Source organism: Rhizobium sp. PAMB 3174, from assembly GCF_052908375.1.
The window spans coordinates 2,470,110-2,496,114 of the sequence record NZ_CM128608.1 but is presented as its reverse complement, the minus strand read 5'-3'; the positions used below and the strand labels follow the sequence as shown (position 1 = coordinate 2,496,114).

Sequence of the window (26,005 nt, the reverse complement as noted above, 5' to 3'; positions counted from 1 at the left end):
GAGACGGTCATGAAGGAAGGCGGATTTATCTGGTACGAGCTGATGACCTCGGACACGGCGGCCGCGGCCGCATTTTATGAAAAGGTGGTCGGCTGGACGGCGAAGAAGGCGGACAATACGACCGCCGGCGGCATGGACTACACGATCTTCCACGTGCCCGGCCACGAGGCGGGAACCGCCGGCATGATGGCGATCACGCCGGATATGGCGTCCGGCGATGTCCGCCCCGCCTGGGTCGGCTATGTCTGCGTCGACGACGTCGACGCCAAGGCGAACGACTTCTGGGAGGCCGGCGGCCGGGTGCACATGCCGGCAACCGACATTCCCGGCATCGGCCGCTTCGCCGTCGTCGCCGATCCGCATGGCGCGGTCATCTATCTCTTCAAGCCGCAAATGCCGGACGGCCCGGTGCCGGAGATGCCGAAGCCGCCGACGCCCGGCACCTTCGGCTGGCACGAGCTCTACGCCGGCGACGGCGGGCAAGCCTTCGACTTCTATGCGAAGATGTTCCGCTGGAAGAAGGGGCAGGGCATGGATATGGGCCCGATGGGCACCTACCAGCTGTTCCAGTACGAAGGCGCGGATCTCGGCGGCATCATGACCAAGATGCCGGACATGCCCGTTCCCTTCTGGAACTACTACATCTGCACCGATGCGATCGATGCGGCCGCAGGGCGGGTCGAAGCCGCCGGCGGCAAGGTCGTGAACGGCCCGATGGAAGTGCCCGGCGATTCGTGGATCATCCAGTGCCTCGATCCGCAAGGGGCGACGTTCGCGCTGGTGGCGCCGAAGCGCTGAGGGGAAGCGGCGCAGCATAACGTGAGTATTGCCCGTCAGAGACGAGGTGGCCAACTTCGTCGCCTCGTCTCTGTATTTTCCCAAGCTCAGCATTCAGCTTCTTGGCACCGCTCTGCTGTGACCGATTACATCAGCGGCAGTTCAAAGCTCCGCTTCAGCGTTTCCATCGGCACGTCCGTCTTGACGTTCAGCACGCTCGGGATGCGCGTCAGGTGATCGGCCTGGAAGCGCCAGTAGCTGTGAAGATCGGCAGTAACGACACGAAGCACCGCGTCGCATTCGCCTGTCGTCAGATAGCACTCCATCACCTCCGGCAGCCGGTCCATCGCCTCGGCAAACTGCAGCGTGACCTGCGCATCCTGGGTCTTGAACCAGACGCGCACGAAAACCGTCAGTGCGGCACCCACCTTCTCCGGATCCAGCACGGCGACGTAGCGCGAAATCACGCCGGCTTCCTCCAGCAGCTTGACCCGGCGCAGGCACGGCGACGGGGACAGTCCCACTTCCTTGGCGAGGTCGACATTCGAAATGCGCGCGTTGCGCTGCAGGACGCGAAGAATGCGTCTATCAATGGCGTCTAGAGATTTTGGCATGTCTCGTCTCATTTATTTAGATCATTGGCACGTTATGCCAATAATGCGTTCAAGAGAAGAAACTTCGCAATTCCTGGCCGCACAGGCTGGTCTATCGTTGCGCCAGCTTTGACATGGAGTGTTGCGATGAACAAGGAAATCAAGAAGGTAGTGCTGTCCTACTCCGGCGGACTGGACACATCGATCGTCCTCAAATGGTTGCAGGAGACCTATGGCTGTGAGGTCGTGACGTTCACGGCCGATCTGGGGCAGGATGAAGACCTTGAGGCGGCGGGGCGCAAGGCGTCGCAGCTGGGTGTGAACGATGTCCGCATCGTCGATGTCCGCGAGGAATTCGTCCGCGACTTCGTCTACCCGATGATGCGGGCCAACACCGTCTACGAGGGGCAGTATCTGCTCGGCACCGCGATCGCGCGGCCCTTGATCGCCAAACACCTGGTCGCGATTGCTCAGGAGGTGGGCGCTGATGCGATCTGCCACGGTGCCACGGGCAAGGGCAATGACCAGGTCCGCCTCGAACTCGCGGTCAATGCGCTCGATCCGTCACTCGCCGTCATTGCCCCCTGGCGCGAATGGACGCTTCAGTCGCGCCAGCAGTTGATCGCGTATGCGGAGCGTAACGGCATACCTATCCCGACTGACAAGCGCGGCGACGCGCCGTTCTCTGTCGATGCCAACTTGCTGCACACTTCGACCGAGGGAAAGGTGCTGGAAGACCCCGCGAGGATCGCTCCGGACCATATCTACCAGCGCACGGCTTCCCCGGTGGCTGCGCCGGACGCGCCGGAAATGGTCGTTGTCGGCTTTGAAAATGGCGACGCGGTTTCGCTTGACGGGGAGGCCATGAGCCCGGCGTCCCTGCTGTCGGAATTGAACAGGCTGGGCGGCAAGCACGGAATTGGTCGGGTCGACATGGTCGAGAACCGCTTCCTGGGCATCAAGTCGCGCGGGGTCTACGAGACGCCCGGCGGCACCATCCTTCTCGCCGCCCATCGCGGCATCGAGTCGATCACTCTGGATAAGGCCGCGGCCCATCTCAAGGACGAGATCATGCCCCGCTATGCGGAGCTGATCTACAACGGCTTCTGGTATGCGCCTGAGCGAGAAATGCTGCAGGCGCTGATCGACCGCAGCCAGAACTTCGTCAGCGGCGACGTCACCATGATGCTCTACAAGGGAAGCGCAACCGTCGTCGCCCGCAATTCGCCATGCTCGCTCTATTCCGCCGACCTCGTGACCTTCGAGGAAGGAGCCGTGCAATACGATCACCACGACGCGGAAGGCTTCATCAGGCTGAATGGCTTGAGGTTGAAGAGCTGGTCGGCTCGGAGGATTTTCGAAGACAATAATTAGGCGAGAGGATCCGGTGGCAGCAATTCATGTCGAAAGATCTCGGGTTGTCCGATATGGCAAGCCCTCAGTATTCGCGCCAATTATGGATGAATTACACGAAGCGGACTGGCTTGCCATCGGCAATCCAGTTCTTCATCTCATCAAGTCGCTCACGAGTAGGAAGATTAAGCGCTTGCGCTTCAGAGTGCCCCTCTGCAATCTTCTTTTCGGTCATCCAGCCGAGGAATGTTGCGTAATCTGCCTCCAGCCTTGCTGGCCCTGGTACCGCGATATTGGCCTCGACGCGGAAAAAGTCCCTGACATGCTTTATAACCAGCTCGTAGCTGTCGCCGTGATTGGCGACGTCTTGCCCGGAAATATCTGAAAGGGCCCGTTTCAGATCGTATGCATTTCGCTCAAAAATGAGGAATTTCTTCTGGTCAAGATTGCCCACACCGCTTATTCGCAGACCTACGTCGACGCCATATTCAAATGGCATGTTCATTCTGAAGAATTCGCCGATGGCTTGAGCCGTGCATCGCGATAGATCATGAATTGAGTACTTGGAGCCGCGGACCATGCCGACGATTTTTTCGAGGCGATTTTCTCCAGCTTCTAAACGCTCGTTGGCTAACCGTGGCTCGAAACCGAAATAAACAATGCAAAACAACGCCGCTTCAAGCAGTGGGGCATAAGTGTTGTCGAACGGGCAGTTGACGAAGACCGATGTCTCAAACTCAAATGCCACATTCATTATCCCTTTGGTGGATACGGGTCGCGACCGTAGGAGCTACGCTCGCGTATCCTTCCATCCTTGCCGTGTACATAGAGTTCCGAGCCTTGCTTTTGAGCTCTTCTCCTTGCGCTTTCAATTGCCTCTTGCTGTGTGTCGAATGTCTTGCTGGCACGCTGCGCGCCGGCCGCTCGCACACTCCACTTTCCGCCATTGGGGACGACGTGTTGGCCCTTTTTTGACATGACTAACTCTCCGCTTGAGCGTTTATGCGTAGCAAGAATATAGGTGATATCGCTGCAACTCGCTAGTGAGAGTGATGCTTGCGACTTCTCCCCTACCGCTTCAAACTCCCCAAGATACCCCGGACGATCGCCCGTCCCACCGACGAGGCCACCGACCTTGCGGCACTCTTCATCGCCGCCTCGATCACCGTTTCGCGCTGGTAGCTGCGGCGCGTCGTGGTGGTCTTGCGGCTGGAGCTGGTGGTGGAGCTGTCGTCGTCGTCGCCGAAGCCGGGCAGGGTCCAGCGTTTGGAAGCGCTCGCCTCGGCCTGGTCGGCCTGTTCCTCGGCTTGCCTTTGGGCGGCGGCCTGTTCGGCGGCCTTCTCTGCGCGGGCGGCGAGGATCTCGAAGGCGGATTCGCGGTCGATGTCCTTGTCGTAGACGCCGGCGACGGGGCTGACCGCCATCACCTGCGCGCGTTCTGCGTCCGTCAGCGGACCGAGCCGGCCGGCCGGCGGGCGGATCAGCGTGCGTTCGACGATCGAGGGCGCGCCCTTCGTCTCCAGCATCGAGACCAGCGCCTCGCCGGTGCCGAGCGTGGTAATCGCGGTGGCGCAGTCGAAGGCCGGGTTGGGGCGGAAGGTGTCGGCCGCCGTCCGCACCGCCTTCTGCTCGCGCGGCGTATAGGCGCGCAGCGCATGCTGCACACGGTTGCCGAGCTGGGCGAGCACGGTCTCCGGCACGTCGAGCGGGTTCTGCGTGACGAAGAAGACGCCGACGCCCTTCGAACGGATCAGGCGGACGACCTGTTCCACGCGCTCGATCAGCACCTTCGGCGCGTCGTTGAAGAGAAGATGCGCCTCGTCGAAGAAGAAGACGAGCTTCGGCTTGTCCGGATCGCCGACCTCGGGAAGTTCCTCGAACAGTTCGGAGAGCAGCCACAGGAGGAAGGTGGCGTAAAGCCGCGGGTTCATCATCAGCTTGTCGGCCGCGAGCACCGAGACCGCGCCGCGCCCGTCATTGGTCACCCGCATGATGTCGGTGATCTTCAGCGCCGGCTCGCCGAAGAATTCTTCGGCACCCTGCTGTTCGAGCACCAGAAGCCCGCGCTGCAGCGAGGCGACGGAGGAGGCGGAAATGAGCCCGAACTGCTTGGAAAGCTCGGAGGCCTTCTCGGCCATGTAGTTCAGCAGCGATTGCAGGTCTTTCAGATCAAGAAGCGGCAGCCCGCCCTCATCGGCGATCTTGAAGGCGATGTTCAATACACCTTCCTGCGCTTCGGACGCATCCATCAGCCGGGCGAGCAGCAGCGGGCCCATCTCGGCAATCGTGGTGCGAACCCGGTGGCCCTTCTCGCCGAACAGGTCCCAGAAGATCACCGGGAATTCCTGGAAGTCGTAGGGTTCGAGGCCGATCTGCTCGGCGCGCTTTAAAAGAAAGTCCTTCGGCTGGCCCATGGCGGCGATGCCGGAAAGGTCGCCCTTGATGTCGGCGCAGAACACCGGCACGCCGGCGTTCGAAAAGCCTTCCGCCAGGATCTGCAGGCTCACGGTCTTGCCGGTGCCGGTCGCCCCGGTCACCAGCCCGTGCCGGTTGCCGTATTTCAGGTCGAGATATTCGCCCTTGTTGATGCTGTCATCCGGGTTGCGGCTGGTTCCGACATAGATCATCCCGTCCTTCAGCATCATGCGTCTTCTCCCTTGCGCTGCCGGCCTTTGGCGCGGTGCGTCATCGAACCATCATCACTCCCTTATAAGTATCGACGCCGAAAGCGGCAACGGCCTTGCGGGAGCGGGTGGGAAAAGGGCATGCTGGGGCGGACAGCCCGCAAATCCGCTTGCGCGATACGAGCGGATGTTTTACGTGAACGTTAACGTCAATAAACGCTTCGAGGAGGCAGCATGAACGACATCGTCACCCAGATCGCCGATAAGGTCGGCATCGACAAGGAACTGGCCGAAACCGCGCTCGGCATGATGCTCGGCTTCCTGCAGCGCGAAGCCGATGACGGCGCGGTCGCTCGCATGATCGAGGCGATCCCCGGCGGCGCCGAACTGGTAGCCCAGCACAATGGCGAATCCAAGGGTGGCGGCGGTCTGCTCGGCGGCCTGATGGGCGCGCTCGGTGGTGGCGGCGTCATGGCGCTCGGCCAGCAGCTGATGAGCGAAGGCCTCGGCATGGGCCAGATCACCTCGCTCGCCAGGGAAACGATCGCCATGGCCAAGGAATATGCCGGCGAGGAAGTCGTCGACGAAGTCGTCGCTTCCGTCCCGGGCCTCAGCCAGTTCGTCTGAGAACATCGTACCAAAGAAATCAGGAAGGGCCGGGGAGCGATCTCCGGCCTTTTTCTTTTCCGTTTGGTTCAGCCGTTCGAGGTCAGCCAGACGCCGACAAAGGTGATCGCCAGGCCGACGAACATCGTCGCCGTCAGTGGTTCGGAAAACAGCGCCCATGCCCACAGCATGGTGACCGCCGGGCTGAGATAGATGACCGCGGTCACCTTGGCGACGGGGAACAGGCGCAGGCTGGTATAGTAGATCGAGTAGGAGGCGAAGGTCGCGATCAGCACCAGCCAGGCCATGCCGATCGCGAAGTCGCGGGTCATGGGCGGCGCCAGGCTGCCCTGCATCGCACCGGCGATGCCAAACAGCACCGCGCCGGTGAGCATCTGGATGGAGATGCACTGGTGGACCGGCATATGGATGGTGCGCCGGCGCTTCTGCAGCACGGAGGCGAGCGCGAAGATGAGCATGGAGCCGACGGTGAGCCCGTAGGCCCAGATCGGCGCCGCACCAAAGGCGAGGCTGTCGAACGACACCATGAGCACGCCGCCAACGGCGATCGCGGTGCCGAGCCATTGTCGCTGGCTCAGCCTCTCGCCGAGAAGCGGCTGGGCCAGCGCAGCGATCGCCAGCGGCACGAGATCCGAGATCAGCGCCACGAGCCCCGTCGGCACGCGCTGTTCGATCGCCAGCGCGAAGCCGCCGAGATACAGAAACACGATCATCGCGCCATAGAGCATCTGTTCCAGCACCGCCCGCAGCCGCATCCGCGGTCCGATCATCAGGGCGAACGGCAGCAGGATCAGCCCCGACAGGAGCGTTCGCCAGAACAAGACCAGTATCACGCTCGCCTGGTCGCTGGCATAGCGCGTGCCGACGAAGCCGGAACTCCAGGTGACCACCAGCAACGCCGCCGTCAGCGGCCAGAGGAGCCGCGGAAGAACGGGGGAAGGGGTGGTTAGGGGCTGGTCGGTCATGTGGGTCTCGGTCGGTGTGACTGCCGGCAGCCATAGGGTACGGATCGCAGATGCGCACATGACAAATATCGATGGCATCATGACACGCCATTCCGAATATGAATGAAGACTTGCCAGCGGCAGCCGTCATCCGCATAGATGATGCGGAACACAAGACGGGTGGACATGGCGTGAGTGAACTGAACGGCCGGCGACTGGAAATCGACGCACTGCGCGCCTTGTGGGCGATCCGCCAGCATGGCGGCATCACCCGCGCGGCCGATGCCCTCGGCCTGTCGCAATCCGCCGTCAGCCACAAGATCAAGCGGCTGGAGACCAGCCTCGACTGCGATCTCATGAACCGCAAGCCCGGCGCCCCGGTCTTCACCGCCGCCGGCGAGGACCTGCTCACCTATGCCTCCCGCATTCTCGTGCTGCATGACGAAGCGCTGCTGAGCCTGTCGAAGACCGCGCTTGCCGGCCGCATCGCGCTCGGCTTCACCGAGGATACCGCCTGCACCGACATCGCCCGCATCCTGGGCCGTTTCCGGCGTCTGCATCCGCATGTGGCGGTCCGCACCAAGGTCCGCATGAGCCTCGTTTTGAGGGCCATGCTGGAACGCGGCGAACTGGACGCCGCCATCATCCAGGTCTTCGCCCACGAAGTCCGCCCGACCGACATCGTGCTGATGCGCGAGGGCCTTCACTGGGTCAAGCATCCCGAGCTCGCTCTGCCTGAGGCCGATCCCATCCCGTTCCTCTCCTTCGACAATGACTGCTTCTACCGGCAATGGGCGCTCGACATCGGCCAGGATGGCGGCGTCGCGCTCGAAACCGTCTTCGAATGTTCCAGCGCCGCGGGCATCGTCTCGGCGGTCAATTCGGCGCTGGGCGTGGCGCTTCTGAGCGATCGCCATCTGCGCCCGGACATGCAGGTCATCACGGACCGCCTGCCGCAGCCGCCCTCGCTCGCCTACGTGATCCGCCGCGCCCGCAAGGGACGGAACCCGGCGCTCGATTCCCTCGTCGCCGAAATCGAGACCGAAATCAGCCGCTATGGCGGCCTCGTCCTGGCGGGATAGGCGCCGCGCTTTCCCTTACCCACGTCTTTGGCCGGTGCCCGCCCTCCCGCTGCAACAGGGGATATCGCCCACCGGCACTGGAGGCGTCCGGGGGCGGGTGGTAAGACCGGTCGTATGGAATCGATACGGAGGAACCTTCCATGACGTCCTGTCCCTGCGGCTCCGGTCGTACATTCGAAGACTGCTGCGGCCCCTATCTCGCCGGCCAGCCCGCGCCGACGGCCGAGGCGCTGATGCGCTCGCGCTACACGGCCTTCACCCGCGGCGACCTCGACTATATCGAGCGCACGATCACCGACCACGCCGCCGCCTCCTTCAACCGCGTCGACATGGAAAGCGCGTTGCCGGGTACCGAATGGCTGGGGCTCGACATCCGCGACACCGAGGCCGGCGGCGAGGACGACGAGACGGGCACGGTGCGCTTCGCCTTCAGCTTCCGCGCCAATGGCCGCCCGTTCACTCAGGTCGAGCGCGCCACCTTCCTGCGCGTCGATGGCGAATGGCGTTTTCATGACAGCGAGATCAACCCGAAGTCCGAACCCGTCCGCGTCGCCCATGTCGGCCGCAACGATCCGTGCCCCTGCGGCTCCGGCAAGAAATACAAGAAGTGCTGCGGCTCGGGCGCGGCGTCCGCCGGCTGATGAGCGAACAGCGGTTCCGCTGCACCGCCTGCGGCCTCTGTTGCCACGGCCTGCTGCCGCTGACGGTGGCCGAGGCGCTTTCGGGCGCCGGCCGCTTTCCGCTGGCGATCAGCATCACGCCGGTCAAGACGACGGCCCCCGGCTATCAGAAGGTGGGCGAGATCGCCGCGACGATCGACATCACCCGCAAGAAGACCATGCCGATCCTGGTGACGCCCGTCTCCTTCGTGCCGCCGCATCTGCCCTGTCCCGAGCTTGACCCCGAAGGTCTCTGTTCCATCCACACGACCAAGCCGCTGCGCTGTCGCACCATGCCCTTCTATCCCTACAGGGACGAGGCGCATCAGGCCGACATGCTGAAGCCCCGCGCCGGCTGGCTCTGCGAGACCGGCGAGGATGCACCCGTCGTCTACCGCGACCGCCAGATCGTCGACCGCACCGATTTCGACGCCGAACGCGACGCCCTCGTCGACCAGACCCCGGCGCTCAGGCGCTATGCGGACCTGCTTCTCAAACACGCCCCCGCCCACCACGCCCGCGTCCTGAAAGCCGCCCAATCGCCAGCTCCCGGCCGCGTCATCGTCAGCTTCGTCTCCTACCTGCGCTACGACAACCGCCTCGACCTCCTCGATTTTTCCGCCCTCCAATTGCCGGTTCTGGAGGCCTGGGCGGAGAAGACGGCCGCCGACCCGAAGGCGGCGGAACACCACCGCTACTATCGGGAGGCGATGGCGGAATTGGGGAGGTATCGGCGGTGAGGGGGTGGGCCCATAGGGAGAATATCATCTCCTAGGTGATGGATGCAGCTAATTGAACTCTCACCTTTTCGCGTGTGCAACGGCACCTTTGGGGCCGGAAGCGGACCGTCCGTTTCCGGAGTTTGGAACATGATGACAGTCATTTGTCTGTCCTGTGCCCATCTTCACAACCGGTCCCAATGAGGCGCTGGACCGTTTGAATTTGCTAAAGCGTAGACTTTCCGATCGAAGCCCCGCCGTCGACATGCAGCGTCTGCCCGGTGATGAAGGCGGCGTCGTCCGACAGCAGAAAGGCGATCGCCGCGGCGAGCTCGTCGGGTTGGCCGAACCGGCCCATGGGCACACCGGAGAGGTATCGCGCCTCGCCTTCGCTGCCGACCGGATTGTTGGCCCGGAACAGGTCCGTCTCGGTCGGCCCGGGCGAGACGGCGTTGACCGTGATCCCGGTCGGTGCGAGTTCGAGCGCCCAGCTGCGGGTGAAACTGACAAGCGCTGCCTTGGCCGCGGCGTAGCTGGTGCGCTGCACGCTGCCGAGAACGGTGAGGCTGGAGATATTGACGACACGGCCCCAGCCACGCGCGCGCATGGCGGGCAGGGCGGCCTGCACGGCGACGAGGGCCGGATGGAGATTGACGCGCATGACCTCCTCAAGCGTGTCAACCGCGATGTCCCCAAGCGGTGCCGCTCTCACGAGGCCCACATTGTTGACCACGCCGTCGACGTTGCTGTCCTTGACGATCCTGGACAGTTCCTCGTTGGCAGCGCGTTCGGATAAGTCGAGTGCATGGAGTGGGCCAGGAAACGCATCGGTCGGGTGGCGGGCGATGCCGATGACGGTGTGGTTGTTTGCGGCAAGACGGTGGGCGAGGGCGAGACCGATGCCCTTGCTGGCGCCGGTGATCAGGAATGTTCGCTTCATCGGAAAATCCTCTGGCCCTGCTTCTGATGAAGCAGGGCCTTTGCGGGTTGAATGGATCAGGCGGCGGTGCGGCTGGCTGCGAGGCGAAGCGCCGGCAGCATGTCTTCCGGTTCCGGACGGCGGGTGTAGTCCGGGTTGACCTCGGCATAGAGGATGACGCCATCTTGTCCGACGACGTATCGGGCCGGCATCGGCAGGGTCCAGCTCGGGTCTCCGTTGAAGGCCGGAAGGTCGTTCTTCAGCGACGTGTAGAGCTCTACCAGATAGTCCGGCATGTCGAAGCGCAGGCCGAAGGTATTGGCAACGTCGTTGCGCGGGTCCGAGAGGATGGGGAAGGTCAGGTTGTTCTTGGCGGTCGACTTGCGGCTGTTGACCGGGGTCTGCGGCGAGATGGCGACGAGTTTCGCGCCAAGCGCCTCGAACTCGGCCAGCGCCTCCTGCAGGGCCTGGAGCTCCATGTTGCAGTAGGGGCACCAGACGCCGCGGTAGAAGCTGATGACCAGCGGTCCCTGCGCCAGCAGCTCGGCGGACGACACCGGCGTGCCCTCGGGATCGGATAGCGTAAAGTCCGGCAGACGGTCGCCGGCCTTCAGCGCCTTCTGGGCGGCACCGGAGGCAATCAGTTCTGCGGTCGCACGGCGCATCGTCTCGATCACCGAACGGGGTACGTTGTAGGGTGGCTTGCCGGCTTCGAAATCGGCCTTGAAGGCATCGAGCTTGGACTGGAGTGTCATTTTCATTCTCCGTGAGGCTGGAAAGTGCCGCTTCAGGGTGAACCCTGAAGCCTGGCGGTTGATGGGGGGAGCGGTCAGCCGTTGGCTGCCATCGAGCGGGCGACTTCGGCGGCGCTGATGCCTTCCAGCGCGAGGCCGTAACCGGCGCCTTCGTCGATGATCCGGCGCAGCTTCTGCGTCAGCGCAATGCGGGTGTAGCTGCTGGTCAGCGGCGGCAGGGCGGCGATCCCCTCGGCGATCTCATGGGCGCGGGCGAGCAACTGGTCAGCCGGCACGATCTCGTTGACGACGCCCCAGTCCCTGGCTGTTGCCGCGTCGAGCACCTGGCGGGTGAGGATGAAATACCGGCCGCGGATCGAGCCGATCACTTCCGGCCAGAGCAGGTTGACGCCGTCGCCGGGCACGATGCCGAAGTCGAAATGCGGCTTGTCCTGGAAGACGGTTTCCGGCGTGGCAAGGATGATGTCGGTAAGCAGCGCATATTCCGAATGCAGGAGGACGGGGCCGTTCAGCGCGGTGATCATCGGCACTTCGATGTCGAGGATGTTCATGAGGACCTTCTTGCCCTCGCGCAGGATCTTGTCGTAGCCGACGGGCGAGAAGAAATCGAAGCCGTCGGGGCTGATGGCATCCATGAAGGCATCGCCCGAGCCGGTGAGGATGACGACGCGGTTTTCCCGGTCGGCGCCGATCTGGTGGAAGAGCTCGACGAACTGCTCATGCGTGTGGCCGTTGAAGACGAGCTTGCCGCCGTCGCTGTGCAGGGCGACTTCGAGGACGCCGCTTGGCGAACGGGTCAGGCGGGCATTCGCGAAGCTGTTCTTGTAGGTGTCGAAACGGGACATGATGGTACTCCTTTGTGTTGCGGTTTTGCGGTTGGGGGTGAAGAGAAGGCGGGACAGGAAACGCATGGGTCAGCCGGCGGACGGCGCGGCTTCGACCAGCGCCTCGGCACGGGCGATGGCCCGCTGGACGGCAGGGCGTGCGGCTACTGCCTCGTACCAGCGGGAAAGGTTGGCGCGCGCATCGAGCGTCACACCGGGGAATTGGCGGCGCCACAGCCAGCCGAAATGAGCAATGTCGGCGATGGTGAAGGCATCGCCGGCCATGAAGGCCTGACTGGCAAGCTTCGCATCGAGAAGGCCGAGAATGCGTTCGGCCTCGGTCGTGAAACGCGCTTCGGCGATCGGCTGCGGTTCGGGCGACGAGCGCTTGAAGAAGCCGGCATTGCCGAAGGCGGGGCTCAAGGCGGAGGCGTGGAAGAACAGCTGTTCGAAGACGCGGGCGCGGTCATTTCCGTGTTCGGGCAGCAGCTTGCCGGTCTTTTCGGCAAGATGGACGAGAATGGCGGCGCTCTCGGTGAGGACGAAGCCGTCCTCGACGAGAACCGGGACCTTGCCGTTCGGGTTGAGCGCCAGGAATGCATCGTCCTTCTGCTCGCCCTTGCGGACGTTCACCGACTTCAATGCATAGGGAAGTCCCAATTCTTCCAGGGCTATCAAGACCTTGATGCTGTTCGGGGTGGCAAAGGCGTGGACTTCGATCATTGTTCATCTCCATCGGATCGTGTTCCGTTGGAGGCAGTTATGACCATTCCCTGGATATTGCGGCAGACGGCATGAAGCGATAATGCTTATTCCCAAGGAGAATAAGCGATGGACAGATTGCAGGCGATGACCGTCTTCGTGCGTGTGGTGGAAACAGGATCGTTTTCGCAGGCGGCCCGTCGGATCGGGGTCGGACAGCCGGCCGTTTCCAAGACGATCGCCCAGCTGGAAGACCGCCTGCAGGTCCGCCTGCTCATTCGCTCCACCCACGGCCTGTCGCCGACGGATGCCGGCGTTCGCTTCTATGAAAGGGCAAAGACGGCCATTCAGGAGGCGGACGAGGCGGAGCTTGAAGCCAAGGGCGCCGGCGCCGGACTGTCGGGCCGTCTTCGGGTCTGCGCGGCAACGACATTTGCCAGGCTCATGATCATTCCGCGTCTGCCGGAGTTCATGGCCGCCCATCCGGATCTGGAGGTGGATGTCGTTCTGGACGACCGCGTGATCGATCTGGTCTCCGAGGGCATCGACATCGCGCTGCGCATGGGCGAACTGGCCGATTCCACTGCGGTCGCCCGCAAGATCGCCACCGGGCGCCGTTCGGTGGTCGCGACGCCGGCCTATCTTGAGGCGCACGGAATTCCGAAAGTCCCGGCCGATCTGGCCGCGCATCAGGCCCTCGTCTACACCCAGCTCGGCAATAGCTGGACCTTCCGCAGGGATGGCACCGAAGCCTCTGTCGCCGTCTCCGGACGGCTGCGCTTCACCGCTGCCGAGGGCATTCGCGCCGCCGTCAAGGCCGACATGGGACTGGCCGTGACATCCGACTGGATGTTCTGGCCGGAACTCCAGCGTGGCGAGGTCACGCGGGTGCTGGACGACTGGGAACTGCCCGGTGTCGACCTCTGGTCGGTCTTTCCGACCGGGCGACTGGCCAGCGCCAAGGCGCGCGCATTCGCGGACTTCGTGGAGCAGATCGTTGGGTAGATGTAACGCCCATGAGCGCGAAGGCACCACCCCATCAGGATGCGGGAATGTCCGGTTAGGGCATGCGTGCAAGACGCAAACGATGACCGAATTGGCGGCGCAAAGCCGCCACCCGTTTTCACCCCCATCCCACCACCTCAACGGACGAACTCGCTCACCCCCGCAACCCCTTCACCTCCTCCTCCGTCAGCGCCCGCACCGCACCCTTCTCCAGCGCCCCAAGCGCAAGCCCCCCGATCGCCACGCGGACGAGGCGCAGGACCTCTATGCCGAGGGTTTCCAGCATGCGGCGGATCTGGCGGTTCTTGCCTTCGTCCAGCGTGATCTCCAGCCAGGAGGTCTTGTCGCCTTCGCGCAGCTTAGTCGCCCGCATGGCGCGCATCCGCTCGCCGTCATGCTCGACGCCGTCCGCCAGCGCGTCGAGAACGGCCTGGTCGGCGACCCGGTCGATCTGCACGTGATAGGTCTTCGGCACGTGCGTCTGCGGGTCGAGGAGCGCGTTGGCGAAGTCCGTGTCGTTGGTGAAGAGGAGCAGGCCCTCGCTCGCCTTGTCGAGCCGCCCGACCGGCGACAGATGCGAGGTGAGGTGATCCTTCAGGCAGTCGAAGACGGTCGGCCGGCCCTCCGGGTCGTGGCGGGTGGTCACCAGCCCGCGCGGCTTGTTCAGCATCAGGTAGACCGGCTTTTCGGCGGCAACCGTCTTGCCGTCGACGGCGATCCTGGCACTGGTAAGGTCCACCCAGGTCGCCGGATCGGTTGCCACCTTGCCGCTGATCGTCACGCGGCCCTCGGCAATCAGCGCCTCGGCCTGCGTGCGCGAACAGAAGCCGAGCTTGGAGAGCGCCCGCGGCAGCGTCACCCGCTTGCCGTCGGTGGCCGCCGCCGGTTTCCGGCTCTCGGGCCGCGCTTTTGCGCCCGTCGCCGGCCGCCTTGTGCCGCCTTTGCTGTGCCTGATGCCCTTCGCCACTGTCCTTGACCCTTCGGATCGGTTGACCGGCCACCCCTCGTCATTCTAGAGCGAAGTCTGGCCAGCCGCATCCTGTCTTCCTGCCGTCCGACCGGCAATAGGACAGCTGCGCGAACATTGGAAGAGACGAGCATGTCGAACCTCGACGAGACGATCCGCGAATTGCAGACCCTGCGCGATTACTGGCGCTACGCCATTTCCCGCTTCAACGCCGCGGACTTAAGCTACGGCCACGGCACGACGACGGCGGGCGATGACGCGGCCTTCCTGCTGCTCGACAGTCTCGACCTGCCAATCGATGCGCTCGATCCCTTCCTCGACGCCCGCCTGCTGCCGGCCGAGCGCCGGCTGCTCGCCGAACGCATCGAGGCGCGCGTGACGACCCGCAAGCCGTCCGCCTATCTCACCGGCCGCTCCTATATCCAGGGCGTGCGCTTCCTTGTCGACGAACGGGTCATCGTGCCGCGCTCGCATATCGGCGAGATCCTGTTCAACGAATATCTGAACGGCCAGGGCTCCGCCGTCCTGCCGGATCCGATGTCGGTGGAAAGCGCCGTCGACATCTGCACCGGTTCGGGCTGCCTGGCGGTCATCGCCGCCAAGTTCTTCCCCATGGCTTCCGTCGATGCCGTCGATCTCTCCGCCGATGCGCTGGAGGTCGCCAAGCTGAACCTCGCCGAGCACGAGGTCGAGGACCAGGTCGAGCTGCACCAGGGCGATCTCTTCGCGCCGCTTCAAGGCCGCACCTACGACCTGATCATCACCAACCCGCCCTATGTCGATCACGATGCGCTGGACGGCTATCCGCCGGAGTTTCGCGCCGAGCCGCAGATGGCCCATGACGGCGGCGAAGACGGCCTCGATCTGGTGCGCAAGATCCTCGCCGACGCGCCCGCCCATCTCAATCCGGGCGGCGGCATGATCTGCGAGATCGGCTCGGGCCGCGAAATCCTCGAGGAGGAGTTCCCGCATCTCGAATTCCAGTGGATCGAGACGGCGGAATCGCAGGACGCGGTGTTCTGGATTTCGGCCGAAGCGCTCGGCGAGTCCTGATCGCGGTCGTGGCGGGTCTCGTCAGGCCAGCCCGTCGAGCGTCGGCAGGATCATCGACGGTGTGCAGTCGCCATATTCGTCGGGCATCTTCAGCCGGTTGATCCAGACCGTGCGAAAGCCGAAGGTGGTGGCGCCCGCCACGTCCCAGCGGTTCGATGACTGGAACGAGACGGCGTCCGGATAGAGCCGGTAATTGGTCGTCACCAGTTCGTAGACCGGCGGCGCGGTCTTGTAGGTCTTCAAGAGGTCGACGGAGAAGATGTCGTCGATGACGGTGTCGAGCTTGGAATTCTCCACCGCCGCCTGCAGCATGGCCGGTGAACCGTTCGAGAGGATAGCCACCTTCGTCCCCTGCGCCTTCAGCTGCTTCAGCACCTTCGGCACTTCCGGATAGCAGTCGAGCTTCCAGTAGGCGTCGAGCAGGTCCTGCCTCAAGCCCTTGTCCACGGTCTCGACGCGCGCCAGCGCGTAGTCCAGCGCCTGTTCGGTCAGCGACCAGAAGTCCTGGTAGCGGCCCATCAGCGCCCTGACCCAGGAATATTCCAGCTGCTTGGCGCGCCAGATTTCGGAAAACATCCGGTAGTCGGGCCCGGCCCGGTCCGCATGCTTGCGCGCCGCCGCATGCACGTCGAACAGGGTGCCATAGGCATCGAATACATAAGCGGCGAAAGTCATGAGATCATTCCATGGAAGTGAAGCGCGGGGCGGTATCGACTATAATGCAACTTTTTCGGGAATTTACGCGAATTTGATGCCAGATCAATACGGTTTGAAACCGTCGCGGGCAAGTCGTTCGCTTAACTTTAACTTAGAAAAATAGCGATATCACTATGTAGGAATACTCTTGGGAAACCGGCCGTCTGATGATGTTTCAATTCTTGTCGAGGTTTGGGATCGGCGACAGCCAGCGCCCGCGCATCGCTTTCATCTGGGCCGTGACCGGTACCGTCTGCCTTGCCATCATTGCTGGCTTCATGGCCCTCGCGCTCTATCTTCCGGGCGCCATGATGGCCGGAGCGCGGGAGATGACCGCCGCCAGCGGCGTATCCATGGCGCACAACATCGCAACGGTGCGCAACTTCTATTCGTCTGCCGTCGTCGCCAAGGCAAAACCCTTTTTGACCCCGAAAGTCGACCACGCGACCGATCCGCACGGCATTCCGCTGCCGGCGACCTTCGTCCTGGACGTCTCCGCGCTCCTGTCGGGCGGCGGGGTCGAGGTCTCCATGACCAGCCCGTATCCCTGGCCGAACCGGGCAGGGCGCACGCTCGACGATTTCGAGAAGATGGCCTGGGACAGTTTCCAGACGAATCCCGATGCGCCGGTGATCCGCGAGGAGACGGTCGACGGAAAGCGCTACGTCCGGACCGCGATTGCCGACCGCCTGACGGCCGAAGCCTGCGTGGCATGCCACAACACCCAGTCGAACTCGCCGAAGACCGGCTGGAAGCTCGGCGATGTACGCGGCATTCTGGAAGTCTCGCGCATGATCGAGCCGAGCCTCGCCGCTGCCGAGAACAAGGCGAAGGTCATCCTGCAGATCGTCGGTCTCGCGGCGCTCGCCAGCATCCTGGTGATCATGACCATCGCCTTCTTCTTCCATCGGCGGCTGATCGAAAACGCCGAGGTGCGCAAGCACATGGAACTGCTGGTGCATCACGATCCGCTCACCGGTCTCCTGAAGCGCCAGAGTGTACTCGATCTGATGCAGGAGATGGCGAAGGACAAGGCCGGCGGTCTCTCGGCGCTGCATTTCGTCGGCATCGACCGGACCGGAGAGCTCAACGGATCCTATGGACGGCCCTCCGGCGATCTGCTCATTCGCGCGGTTGCCGACCGGTTGAAGGCGATTGCCGGCAAGGATGCCCTGGTCGGCCGCGGCGACGGAGACGAATTCATCATCGTCCAGCCCGGAGCCGCAGCGCTGGAACGGGCGCAGGCCTTCGCCGCCGGCGTCGTCGAGGCGTTTGCCACGCCGATCACGGCCGGACGCGAACAGGTCACGGTTTCCGTCAGCGTCGGCGTCGCCCTCAGCCATGGCGGAGAGATGGCCCGCGACGGCCTGCTGCAGCGCGCCGACATCGCACTTCGAGATGCGAAGTCCGGCGGCGGCAATTGCTACCGGCTGTTCCAGCCGCAGATGCTCGCGCAGCTCAAGCGCCGTCGCGATCTCAAGGGCATGATCGAGCGCGCCATCAGCCAGGATGGCTTCGAACTGCATTTCCAGCCGGTCCACAATGCGCAGTCCGGCAATATCGAAGGCTTCGAGGCGCTTCTGCGCCTGATGGACGGGGAAGGGGGCCTTGTGCCGCCGTCGCAGTTCGTTCACCTCGCCGAGGAAAACGGGCTGATCCGCGAAATCGGCGCCTGGGTCGTCCGCAAGGCCTGCTTCTTTGCGGCCAGCCTGCCCGACGATCTGTTCGTTGCCGTCAATCTGTCGCCGATGCAGTTCTCCACCGGCGGCCGCAAGGGCCAGATGGCGATCAGCGAGATCGTCCGCGAGGCGCTGGACCAATCCGGACTGGCGCCGTCGCGCTTCGAGCTCGAGATCACCGAGAGCGTGTTCCTGGAGCGGTCGGAAGAAACGGTCGCCGAGATCATGGCCTTGCACGACCTCGGCGTTTCGCTCGCCATGGACGACTTCGGCACCGGCTATTCGAGCCTCAGCTATCTGTGGAACCTGCCGTTCGACAAGGTCAAGATCGATCGCTCCTTCGTCATCGGCTGGTCGGAGAACACCGCCCAGGTTGCGCCGATCATCGAGACCATCGCAGCACTCTGCCGCACGCTCGGCCTGCGTGTGACGGTCGAGGGCATCGAAACCGAAAGGCAGGCGGAATTCTTCCGCTCGGTCGGCTGCAACCAGTTCCAGGGCTATTACTTCGCGCAACCGATGCCGGAAGGCGAGGTTCCGTCCTCGCTGCTCGCCAACTTCATGCGGCAGTCCGAGATCGCCGGTCCTAACATCGATTTCGAACACCCCGGCACAACCCTCGGCACCGCCTGAATTCCCCCTCCGTCTGCTCCGCCATCAGCGGGTTTGATGCACTCATCAGCGTCGCCCGCGGCGGCGTGCGCATTCGGCAACGCCTCCGGACGGCCGCGCCGCTCCCATGAAAATCGGCAGGCTTTTCCGCTTGACCGCCGCCGCCGACTGTCCTTCAGTCCAGCCTTTGAAAATGAAGGAGGCAGCCGATGGCAGTCGATACGTCCGCCAAAACGACAACCTGGACCTATGTGGATGGCGAGTGGCTTGCCGGCAATCCGCCGCTGATCGGCCCGGTTTCGCATGCCGCATGGCTGGGCTCGACCGTGTTCGACGGCGCCCGCTGGTTCGACGGGATCGCCCCGGATCTCGACCTGCACTGCCAGCGCATCAACCGTTCGGCCACCGCCATGGGCATGAAGCCAACACTGACGGCGGAGGAGATCGAGGCGCTCGCCTGGGAAGGGCTGAAGCGGTTTTCCGGCGACATCGCCGTCTACATCAAGCCGATGTACTGGGCCGAGCATGGCCTTCCCGGCAATGTCGTCGCCCCGGACGGGCGCTCGACGCGATTCGCGCTCTGCCTGTTCGAGGCGCCGATGAATACCGCCAAGCCGGTGACGCTGACCGTCTCGCCCTTCCGCCGCCCGACGCCGGAATGCGCCATGACCGACGCCAAGGCCGGCTGCCTCTATCCCAACAACGGCCGCATGATCATGGAAGCGAAGTCGCGCGGCTTCGACAATGCGCTGGCGCTCGACATGAACGGCAATGTCGCCGAAACCGCATCCTCCAACATCTTCATGGTCCGCGACGGCGTCGTCTTCACGCCTGCCGCCAACCGCACCTTCCTCGCCGGCATCACCCGCGCTCGCGTCATCGCGCTTCTGCGCCAGTCCGGGTTCGACGTCATGGAAACGACGCTCTCGGTTCAGGATTTCCTCGCTGCCGACGAAGTGTTCATGACCGGCAACTATTCCAAGGTGATGCCCGTCAGCCGACTCGATGGCCGCGACTACCAGGAAGGTCCGGTCACCCGCAAGGCATTGGAACTTTATATGGAGTGGGCGCATTCCTCTGTAGATGCCTGAGCGCGGAGAAAAGCGTCGTCACCGACGAAAATCCTGTCGCCAAATGGTTCCAATTGCGATGCAACCGCACTATGTTCCGCTCGGGTTTGCATCTTGGCTGCAATCAACAAGATTAAGGAGAGACCGCTATGGCCTTTGAACTTCCGCCCCTCCCGTATGACTACGACGCGCTCGCCCCCTACATGTCGCGCGAAACGCTCGAATTCCACCACGACAAGCACCACAACGCCTATGTCACGACCGGCAACAAGCTGGCCGAAGAAGCCGGCATGGGTGGCCTGTCCGTCGAGGAAGTCGTCAAGAAGTCCTACGGCAACAACCAGCCGCTCTTTAACAATGCCGCTCAGCACTACAACCACGTCCATTTCTGGAAGTGGATGAAGAAGGGTGGCGGCGGCAACAAGCTGCCGGGCAAGCTGGAATCCGCCTTCGCCTCCGATCTCGGCGGCTTCGACAAGTTCAAGGCGGACTTCATCGCCGCCGGCGTCGGCCAGTTCGGTTCTGGCTGGGCCTGGGTTGCCGTCAAGGATGGCAAGCTCCAGATCATGAAGACCCCGAACGGCGAAAACCCGCTGGTTCACGGCGCGTCCCCGATCCTCGGCGTCGACGTCTGGGAACACTCCTACTACATCGACTACCGCAACCTGCGTCCGAAGTACCTGGAAGCCTTCGTCGACAGCCTGATCAACTGGGACTACGTCCTGGAAATGTACGAAGCCGCCGCCTGATTTTAAGCGACGCATCGCACGATGTTGGAAGCCCCGGTCTAGGCCGGGGCTTTTTTCATGCCCGGCCATCACATGTCCTTCAAATCTTTGTGACTTCATTCGGTCATGCAAATTCGGCAAAGATGCCGATGGCTGGATAAACGGGTCGGCCTCACGCCGACCGAAAACCATGGAGAGAGCCTGATGAAGTTTGCGAAGATCTGTCTTGCCGCCGGTCTTTTGGCCGGCGCGACCGCCGTGATCGCCGTTGCTGCCGACGAGCCGCAGGTGCTGCGCCAGGAAATGATGAAGAAGAACGGCGCGGCCATCGGTGCGCTCGTGGCGATTGCCAAGGGTGAAAAGCCCTACGACGCGGAGACGGTGAAGGCCTCTCTCACCTCGCTCTCCGAAGACTCCAAGAAATTCCCGGACTATTTCCCGGAGGGCACGGAAACCGGCTTCAAGACCGAAGCCTCGCCGGCGATCTGGGCCAACATGGATGACTTCAAGGCGCTGTCGATGAAGCTCGCCACCGATGCCGACACGCTGCTGGCCGAACTGCCGGCAGATCAGGCCGCCGTCGGTGCCGCGGTCAAGACGCTCGGCGCTGATTGTGGCGCCTGCCACCAGAAATACCGCCTGAAGAACTGAGCGGCCTCATTCGAACTCGGAAGGGGCCGGTCAAAATGCCGGCCCTTGCTGTCCGCCGTTCCTGACAGGGGCGGCGGACCAGAAAGACGACAGGAGATATGATGGCGGGTCGGCTGACGAAAGTTCTGGTGTCGCTGGTGGGGCTCGGCGCCATTGGCGCGGGCGCATTCCTGTACGTGACGGCGCCCGATCCGCTGCCTGACAGCCATTGGCAGGGTCTCGGCCCCGCCGATCCGGCCAACGGCGAACTGGTCTTTTGGGAAGGCGGCTGCGCCTCCTGTCATGCAGCGCCGGGTGCCAAGGACGAAGCGAAGCTGGTCTTGTCGGGCGGTCTCGCCATCAAGAGCGATTTCGGCACCTTCCATGCGCCCAACATCTCGCCCGATCCGGATGCCGGCATCGGCAAATGGACGCTCGCCGACTTCGGCAATGCCATCAAGCGTGGCGTCGGGCCGGGCGGCGAGCATCTCTACCCCTCCTTTCCCTACGGCTCCTACGCCCGTATGAGCGACAAGGACGTCAACGACCTCTGGGCCTACATGCAGACCCTGCCGCCAAGCGACAACCGTCCGCCGCCGCACGATCTGCCGTTCCCCTTCAACATCCGGCTTGCCGTCGGCGGCTGGAAATTCCTCTATGTCAGCCATCAGCCCCGCGTGGCGCTCGACAACCCGTCCGATCAGGTCAAGCGCGGCCAGTACATCGTTGAAGGGCCGGGCCATTGCGGCGAATGCCACACACCGCGCGATGCGCTCGGCGGCTTCAAGCCCGGCGAATGGCTGGCCGGCGCCAAAAACCCGGATGGCGAGGGCATGATCCCGAACATCACCCCGGGTTCGAAGGACATCGGCTCCTGGAGCGAGTCGGACATCGTCGAATACCTGACCTCCGGCTTCACTCCGGATTTCGATTCGGTTGGCGGATCGATGCTCGAGGTCCAGCAGAACATGGCGAAGCTCCCTGCCTCCGACCGCGAAGCAATCGCCGCCTACCTGAAGGCGATCCCGGCGAAGTGAGGTTGGCGAGTTTGGAGAGTTCATGCGGATTGCTGTCCAATATCGTCAAATGACCTTGAAGTTTTGTAGTTTTAAAACTACATTTGCTCATGGTCGAGCTGAAGCAAACGGAAACCTTCCGGAAATGGTGGAGGAAGCTGAAGGACGAGCGCGCCCGAGGCGCGATCTTCGCCCGGCTTGACCGCCTGGCTTACGGTCATGCCGGCGATGTCGAGCCGGTCGGCGACGGCGTATCCGAATTGCGGATCCACTATGGTCCCGGCTACCGGGTATATTTCCAGAAGCACGGCAACACGCTCGTCATCCTGCTGTGTGGCGGCGACAAGAGCACGCAGGGCAGGGATATCCGGACGGCAAAGCGTCTGGCGAAGGAATGGAGTGAAGAACATGGCTGAAAAACTGACCCCCTTTGATCCCGCCGAAGGCCTGACGTCCGACGAAGCGATTGCCGGTTTCATGGCCGAGGCCTTCGCATCGGAAGACGCCGGCTATATCGCCCATGCGCTCGGCGTCGTCGCCCGTGCGAAGGGCATGACGCAGATCGCCAATGAAACAGGATTGTCTCGCGAGCAGCTCTACCGCTCCTTCAGCGCGAACGGCAATCCGACGCTGAAGACGACCTTGGCGGTGATGAAGGCGCTCGGCATTAAGTTGACCGCCAGGCCGCAGGAACGGCGATCGGAACCGGCGTGAACTGTTATGACGAAGTGAACACGGTATGAGCGCTGCGTCCGACGAGGCGGAGGCTGCCATCCTGCGGCTTCAGGCGAAATTTTCAGGGCGTCGGGATCCGATGGCGGTCTGGGTGACTGATACGCTGGCCGCGCTCGAGAAGCGCCTGGAAGCTGTTACGGACGAAAGCCAGAAGGCCGAGGTGCGGCGGGCGGGGCTCGCCTTCATTCGCGCGACGCTGGAGGAATGGGCGAAGAAACCGCCGCATTCCTCCCGGTAGCGAAGGATGCTTGAGGGGAGGCCGACCCCTCAACCCTGGTATCAGGCCAGCGCCTGATGATAGCGCATGCCGGTGACCGGGCGCGGCACGAAGTCGAGATGCTCGTAGAAGCGGTGGGCGCTGATGTTGCCGGTGGCAGCCGATACCGAGAGGTAGTTGCAGCCGGCGGCTTTCGCATGGGCGCGGGCATTGGCGACCAGATGTTCGCCGATGCCGTGGCCGCGATGGCCGTCGCGCACGAAGAGATGATGCAGTTCCATGCCGCGCTTGCCTTCCTGCGCCCTGTAGAGCGGCACGAGGATGGCGTAGCCGATCAGGCCTTCGCTGCCGGCGTCGGCGACGAGGGCGGTGATCCAGGGTGTGGCGGAGAAGAGGTCGCGTTCCAGCTGTTCGGTGGTCATCGCCGCGATGTCGCCGTGATGGGCGGCGAGTGCGGCGATCATCTCGGCAAGCGACGGCAGGTCGCGCAGCTTCGCAAGGCGGATATTGACCACCGGCGGACGATCCAGGCTGATTTCGGTATCTTCGGGCATTTCAAGCATCCTTCTGGTTTCTTTGCCGTCAGGGTGCTTGGAGTTCGTCTAGAAACAAAAGCCGCCCTGAACCGGCGGCCTTGTTTGAATGAGATCAAGCGGGCCGCACCTTAGAGGTACAGCCAAAAATACTTCGGAGCGTGGGTCACGGGCTTGATCATGGACGTTTGTTTCTTCCAAAACTCCGGCCTTGTCAATCGGAATTTTGTCGGCGCCGTTTCCCGTCGGACGATCGGCGGAGCCGTCTCCAATATCGTTATCAAGGGCAGGCCCTAGAGCTTGCCCGCCGCCTTGATCGCGAAGGCATATTCGAGCGCGATTTCTTCCAGCCTCTGGAAGCGGCCGGACGCGCCGCCATGTCCCGCGCCCATGTTCGTCTTCAGAAGGATCGGCGCGTCGCCGGTGGTCTTCTCGCGCAGGAGCGCCACCCATTTCGCCGGTTCCCAATAGGTCACCCGTGGATCGGTGAGGCCGGCCAGCGCCAGGATCGGCGGGTAGGGCAGGCCCGCGACGTTGTCGTAGGGCGAATAGGAGATGATGTAGTCGTAGGCTTCGCGCGATGTGATCGGATTGCCCCATTCCGGCCATTCCGGCGGGGTCAGCGGTAGCGTGTCGTCGAGCATGGTGTTCAACACGTCGACGAACGGCACGGCGGCGACGAAGCCGCCGAACTTCTCCGGTGCCATGTTGGCGACCGCGCCCATCAGCATGCCGCCGGCCGAGCCGCCCTGGGCGATGATCTTGCCGTAGTGGGTAAAGCCTTCCGCCACCAGATGGTCGGCGGCGGCGATGAAGTCGCGGAATGTGTTCAGCTTGTTCAGCATCTTGCCGTTCTCGTACCAGGCGAAGCCCTTGTCCTTGCCGCCGCGGATATGGGCGATGGCGTAGACGAAGCCGCGGTCGGCAAGCGACAGGCAATTGGTGTTGAACGAGGCGGGGATGGAAATGCCGTAGGAGCCGTAGCCGTAGAGCAGGCACGGGGCGGAGCCGTCGATCGGCGTGTCCTTGCGATAGAGCAGGCTGACCGGCACCAGTTCGCCGTCTTCGGCGGGCGCCATCACCCGGCGCGTCACATAGTCGTCCGGGTTGTGGCCCGACGGCACTTCCTGCGTCTTCAGCAGCGTGCGCTCGCGCGTCACCATGTTGTAGTCGTAAAGCTGGCCCGGCGTCGTCATCGACGAGTAGGAAAAACGGATGACGTCGGTGTCGTATTCGGCCGCACCCTGCAGGCCGAGCGAATAGGCTTCCTCGGCAAAGGCGATCGCGTGCTCCTCGCCGCTCTTGCGGTCGCGAATGATGATCTGCGGCAGGCCGTCATTGCGCTCCAGCCAGACGAGATGGCGGGCATAGGCGGCATGCGAGAGGATCAGTCGGCCCGGCTTGTGGGCGACGACCTCGCGCCAGTTGTCGCGGCCCGGCGCCGTCACCGGCGCTTCCATGATCTTGAAGTCCTTGGCGCCGTCGGCATTTGTCAGGATGTAGAAGACGTCGCCGCCCTCGCACATCGAATATTCGATGCCCGTCTCGCGCCTAGCCACCAGCTGCGGCTCGGCCGTCAGGTTCGAGGTCGACAGCAGACGGTATTCGCTCGTCTCGTGGTCGTGGATGTCGATGAAGATGAAATCGTCGAGCAGCGAGCCGCCGACGCCCATGAAGAAGCCCGGATCGGTTTCCTCGTAGACCAGCCGGTCCTCGGACTGCGGCGTGCCGAGGATGTGATGGAAGATCTTCGAGGGGCGATGGTTGTCGTCGAGTTCGGTGTAGAAGAAGCTCTTGCCGTCCGGCGCCCAGGCACCGCCGCCGCCGGAGTTGTTGATCACGTCGGCAAGGTCCTCGCCGGTCGAAAGATCGCGCACCTTCAGCGTGAAATATTCCGATCCCTTGTCGTCATAGCCCCAGATGCCGAGCGAATGATCGGACGAATGGTCGAGGCCGGCGAGCTTGAAATAGGCCTTGCCGTCGGCTTCCTTGTCGCCGTCGAGCAGCACGTCGCGCTCGCCGCCGCCGCCGCGCGGAACACGGAAATAGCGGGGCTGCTCGCCGCCGGTAACGAAGAATGTGCCGTAGGCATAGGGGCCGTCCGGCACGGGGACGGACGAATCATCTTCCTTGATGCGGCCGCGCATCTCGGCAAACAGCACCTTCTGCAGCTCTTCCGTGTCGGCCATCGCCGCCTTCATGTAGGCGTTCTCGGCCTCCAGGTGACGGCGGATGTCGTCGTCGAGGATCGAGGGATCCTTGAACATCGCCTGCCAGTTGTCGGCTCTCAGCCATGCGTAGTTGTCGGTCCGGGCGATCCCGTGGCGAATGTCTTCGGTCGGACGCTTCTGGGCGCGCGGAGCGTCGGGCAAATTCTTGAAAATCGTCACTTATGGGGTCTTTCGCATTGCGTTTTGAGCGGTACGAGAGATAGGCCCAATGCTGTCCGGCATCAAGCGGGAAACGGCGGTGGGAAAGCCTGGATT

29 protein-coding genes are annotated in these 26,005 nt (G+C 63.3%); 16 read left to right on the top strand and 13 right to left on the bottom strand.

The window, feature by feature from the left end:
* Window positions 1–9 precede the first annotated feature (9 nt).
* Window positions 10–798 (top strand): VOC family protein, encoded by a 789-nt coding sequence (locus tag ACU5AY_RS12015; RefSeq protein WP_446826380.1) that lies wholly within the window; start codon window positions 10–12, stop codon window positions 796–798.
* Between the two features lie 125 nt (window positions 799–923).
* On the opposite strand, the gene ACU5AY_RS12010 is transcribed toward ACU5AY_RS12015, so the two are convergent.
* Entirely contained in the window at window positions 924–1,391 is a 468-nt protein-coding gene (locus ACU5AY_RS12010) for an Lrp/AsnC family transcriptional regulator (RefSeq protein WP_446826379.1), read from the bottom strand.
* A 126-nt stretch (window positions 1,392–1,517) separates the two neighbouring features.
* Between ACU5AY_RS12010 and ACU5AY_RS12005 the strand changes: the two genes are divergently transcribed.
* Window positions 1,518–2,744, top strand: coding sequence for an argininosuccinate synthase (locus tag ACU5AY_RS12005; RefSeq protein ID WP_446826378.1), 1,227 nt, complete (start codon window positions 1,518–1,520; stop codon window positions 2,742–2,744).
* Window positions 2,745–2,835: 91 nt separating this feature from the next.
* On the opposite strand, the gene ACU5AY_RS12000 is transcribed toward ACU5AY_RS12005, so the two are convergent.
* The 3 genes from ACU5AY_RS12000 to ACU5AY_RS11990 all read right to left on the bottom strand — a co-directional run bounded on the left by ACU5AY_RS12000 (window position 2,836) and on the right by ACU5AY_RS11990 (window position 5,365).
* Complete coding sequence (locus ACU5AY_RS12000) at window positions 2,836–3,471, bottom strand: hypothetical protein (RefSeq protein WP_446824942.1); 636 nt, start codon at window positions 3,469–3,471, stop codon at window positions 2,836–2,838.
* Window positions 3,472–3,476: 5 nt separating this feature from the next.
* Window positions 3,477–3,701: a DUF2188 domain-containing protein gene (locus tag ACU5AY_RS11995; RefSeq protein WP_446824941.1), complete on the bottom strand. Its 225-nt coding sequence runs from the start codon at window positions 3,699–3,701 to the stop codon at window positions 3,477–3,479.
* A 92-nt stretch (window positions 3,702–3,793) separates the two neighbouring features.
* Window positions 3,794–5,365: a helicase HerA-like C-terminal domain-containing protein gene (locus ACU5AY_RS11990; protein WP_446829007.1), complete on the bottom strand. Its 1,572-nt coding sequence runs from the start codon at window positions 5,363–5,365 to the stop codon at window positions 3,794–3,796.
* 216 nt (window positions 5,366–5,581) lie between these two features.
* Between ACU5AY_RS11990 and ACU5AY_RS11985 the strand changes: the two genes are divergently transcribed.
* A complete protein-coding gene (locus ACU5AY_RS11985; RefSeq protein ID WP_446826377.1) occupies window positions 5,582–5,974 on the top strand; it encodes a hypothetical protein in 393 nt (130 codons plus the stop codon).
* A 68-nt stretch (window positions 5,975–6,042) separates the two neighbouring features.
* On the opposite strand, the gene ACU5AY_RS11980 is transcribed toward ACU5AY_RS11985, so the two are convergent.
* A complete protein-coding gene (locus ACU5AY_RS11980; protein ID WP_446826376.1) occupies window positions 6,043–6,939 on the bottom strand; it encodes a DMT family transporter in 897 nt (298 codons plus the stop codon).
* 170 nt (window positions 6,940–7,109) lie between these two features.
* Here ACU5AY_RS11980 and ACU5AY_RS11975 point away from each other — a divergent pair, with 170 nt between their 5' ends.
* The 3 genes from ACU5AY_RS11975 (at window position 7,110) to ACU5AY_RS11965 (ending at window position 9,399) form a co-directional block, all read left to right on the top strand.
* Window positions 7,110–8,000, top strand: coding sequence for a LysR family transcriptional regulator (locus ACU5AY_RS11975; protein WP_446826375.1), 891 nt, complete (start codon window positions 7,110–7,112; stop codon window positions 7,998–8,000).
* Between the two features lie 140 nt (window positions 8,001–8,140).
* Window positions 8,141–8,641 carry a YchJ family protein gene (locus ACU5AY_RS11970; RefSeq protein ID WP_446826374.1) on the top strand — a complete coding sequence of 167 codons (501 nt, stop codon included), beginning with the start codon at window positions 8,141–8,143 and terminating at the stop codon, window positions 8,639–8,641.
* A complete protein-coding gene (locus tag ACU5AY_RS11965) occupies window positions 8,608–9,399 on the top strand; it encodes a YkgJ family cysteine cluster protein (RefSeq protein ID WP_446826373.1) in 792 nt (263 codons plus the stop codon). The genes ACU5AY_RS11970 and ACU5AY_RS11965 overlap by 34 nt, the downstream gene beginning before the upstream one ends.
* Before the next feature lie 205 nt (window positions 9,400–9,604).
* On the opposite strand, the gene ACU5AY_RS11960 is transcribed toward ACU5AY_RS11965, so the two are convergent.
* From ACU5AY_RS11960 to ACU5AY_RS11945, 4 genes are all read right to left on the bottom strand, one after another.
* Window positions 9,605–10,318, bottom strand: a complete 714-nt coding sequence (locus tag ACU5AY_RS11960) for an SDR family oxidoreductase (protein WP_446826372.1) — start codon at window positions 10,316–10,318, stop codon at window positions 9,605–9,607.
* A 56-nt stretch (window positions 10,319–10,374) separates the two neighbouring features.
* Window positions 10,375–11,052, bottom strand: coding sequence for a peroxiredoxin-like family protein (locus tag ACU5AY_RS11955; protein ID WP_446826371.1), 678 nt, complete (start codon window positions 11,050–11,052; stop codon window positions 10,375–10,377).
* A gap of 74 nt (window positions 11,053–11,126) precedes the next feature.
* On the bottom strand, window positions 11,127–11,897 hold the full coding sequence (locus tag ACU5AY_RS11950) for an enoyl-CoA hydratase/isomerase family protein (RefSeq protein ID WP_446826370.1): 771 nt from the start codon (window positions 11,895–11,897) through the stop codon (window positions 11,127–11,129).
* A gap of 69 nt (window positions 11,898–11,966) precedes the next feature.
* Window positions 11,967–12,599 carry a glutathione S-transferase family protein gene (locus ACU5AY_RS11945; protein WP_446826369.1) on the bottom strand — a complete coding sequence of 211 codons (633 nt, stop codon included), beginning with the start codon at window positions 12,597–12,599 and terminating at the stop codon, window positions 11,967–11,969.
* A 108-nt stretch (window positions 12,600–12,707) separates the two neighbouring features.
* Here ACU5AY_RS11945 and ACU5AY_RS11940 point away from each other — a divergent pair, with 108 nt between their 5' ends.
* A complete protein-coding gene (locus tag ACU5AY_RS11940; protein WP_446826368.1) occupies window positions 12,708–13,583 on the top strand; it encodes a LysR family transcriptional regulator in 876 nt (291 codons plus the stop codon).
* Window positions 13,584–13,737: 154 nt separating this feature from the next.
* On the opposite strand, the gene ACU5AY_RS11935 is transcribed toward ACU5AY_RS11940, so the two are convergent.
* A complete protein-coding gene (locus ACU5AY_RS11935) occupies window positions 13,738–14,538 on the bottom strand; it encodes a pseudouridine synthase (RefSeq protein ID WP_446829006.1) in 801 nt (266 codons plus the stop codon).
* Window positions 14,539–14,682: 144 nt separating this feature from the next.
* Between ACU5AY_RS11935 and prmB the strand changes: the two genes are divergently transcribed.
* Window positions 14,683–15,603 (top strand): 50S ribosomal protein L3 N(5)-glutamine methyltransferase, encoded by a 921-nt coding sequence (gene prmB / locus ACU5AY_RS11930; protein WP_446826367.1) that lies wholly within the window; start codon window positions 14,683–14,685, stop codon window positions 15,601–15,603.
* A 21-nt stretch (window positions 15,604–15,624) separates the two neighbouring features.
* Here the strand turns inward: prmB and ACU5AY_RS11925 are convergent, their stop codons facing one another.
* On the bottom strand, window positions 15,625–16,278 hold the full coding sequence (locus ACU5AY_RS11925; protein WP_446824931.1) for a haloacid dehalogenase type II: 654 nt from the start codon (window positions 16,276–16,278) through the stop codon (window positions 15,625–15,627).
* 203 nt (window positions 16,279–16,481) lie between these two features.
* Here ACU5AY_RS11925 and ACU5AY_RS11920 point away from each other — a divergent pair, with 203 nt between their 5' ends.
* The 8 genes from ACU5AY_RS11920 to ACU5AY_RS11885 all read left to right on the top strand — a co-directional run bounded on the left by ACU5AY_RS11920 (window position 16,482) and on the right by ACU5AY_RS11885 (window position 23,007).
* The gene (locus ACU5AY_RS11920) at window positions 16,482–18,611 is read left to right on the top strand and encodes an EAL domain-containing protein (protein ID WP_446826366.1); all 2,130 of its coding nucleotides are present in this window, start codon (window positions 16,482–16,484) and stop codon (window positions 18,609–18,611) included.
* A 188-nt stretch (window positions 18,612–18,799) separates the two neighbouring features.
* Window positions 18,800–19,681: a branched-chain amino acid aminotransferase gene (locus tag ACU5AY_RS11915; RefSeq protein ID WP_446826365.1), complete on the top strand. Its 882-nt coding sequence runs from the start codon at window positions 18,800–18,802 to the stop codon at window positions 19,679–19,681.
* A 128-nt stretch (window positions 19,682–19,809) separates the two neighbouring features.
* Window positions 19,810–20,409 (top strand): superoxide dismutase, encoded by a 600-nt coding sequence (locus tag ACU5AY_RS11910; protein WP_446826364.1) that lies wholly within the window; start codon window positions 19,810–19,812, stop codon window positions 20,407–20,409.
* A 183-nt stretch (window positions 20,410–20,592) separates the two neighbouring features.
* Window positions 20,593–21,039 (top strand): c-type cytochrome, encoded by a 447-nt coding sequence (locus ACU5AY_RS11905; protein ID WP_446826363.1) that lies wholly within the window; start codon window positions 20,593–20,595, stop codon window positions 21,037–21,039.
* Window positions 21,040–21,140: 101 nt separating this feature from the next.
* A complete protein-coding gene (locus ACU5AY_RS11900; RefSeq protein WP_446829005.1) occupies window positions 21,141–22,055 on the top strand; it encodes a c-type cytochrome in 915 nt (304 codons plus the stop codon).
* Between the two features lie 89 nt (window positions 22,056–22,144).
* Window positions 22,145–22,450 (top strand): type II toxin-antitoxin system RelE/ParE family toxin, encoded by a 306-nt coding sequence (locus ACU5AY_RS11895; protein ID WP_446826362.1) that lies wholly within the window; start codon window positions 22,145–22,147, stop codon window positions 22,448–22,450.
* Window positions 22,443–22,748: an addiction module antidote protein gene (locus ACU5AY_RS11890; RefSeq protein ID WP_446826361.1), complete on the top strand. Its 306-nt coding sequence runs from the start codon at window positions 22,443–22,445 to the stop codon at window positions 22,746–22,748. Before ACU5AY_RS11895 ends, ACU5AY_RS11890 begins: the two co-directional genes overlap by 8 nt.
* Window positions 22,749–22,773: 25 nt before the next feature.
* The gene (locus ACU5AY_RS11885; protein ID WP_446826360.1) at window positions 22,774–23,007 is read left to right on the top strand and encodes a hypothetical protein; all 234 of its coding nucleotides are present in this window, start codon (window positions 22,774–22,776) and stop codon (window positions 23,005–23,007) included.
* Window positions 23,008–23,048: 41 nt separating this feature from the next.
* On the opposite strand, the gene ACU5AY_RS11880 is transcribed toward ACU5AY_RS11885, so the two are convergent.
* Window positions 23,049–23,549 (bottom strand): N-acetyltransferase family protein, encoded by a 501-nt coding sequence (locus ACU5AY_RS11880; RefSeq protein ID WP_446826359.1) that lies wholly within the window; start codon window positions 23,547–23,549, stop codon window positions 23,049–23,051.
* Between the two features lie 263 nt (window positions 23,550–23,812).
* Window positions 23,813–25,909 (bottom strand): S9 family peptidase, encoded by a 2,097-nt coding sequence (locus ACU5AY_RS11875; protein WP_446826358.1) that lies wholly within the window; start codon window positions 25,907–25,909, stop codon window positions 23,813–23,815.
* Window positions 25,910–26,005: the final 96 nt, after the last annotated feature.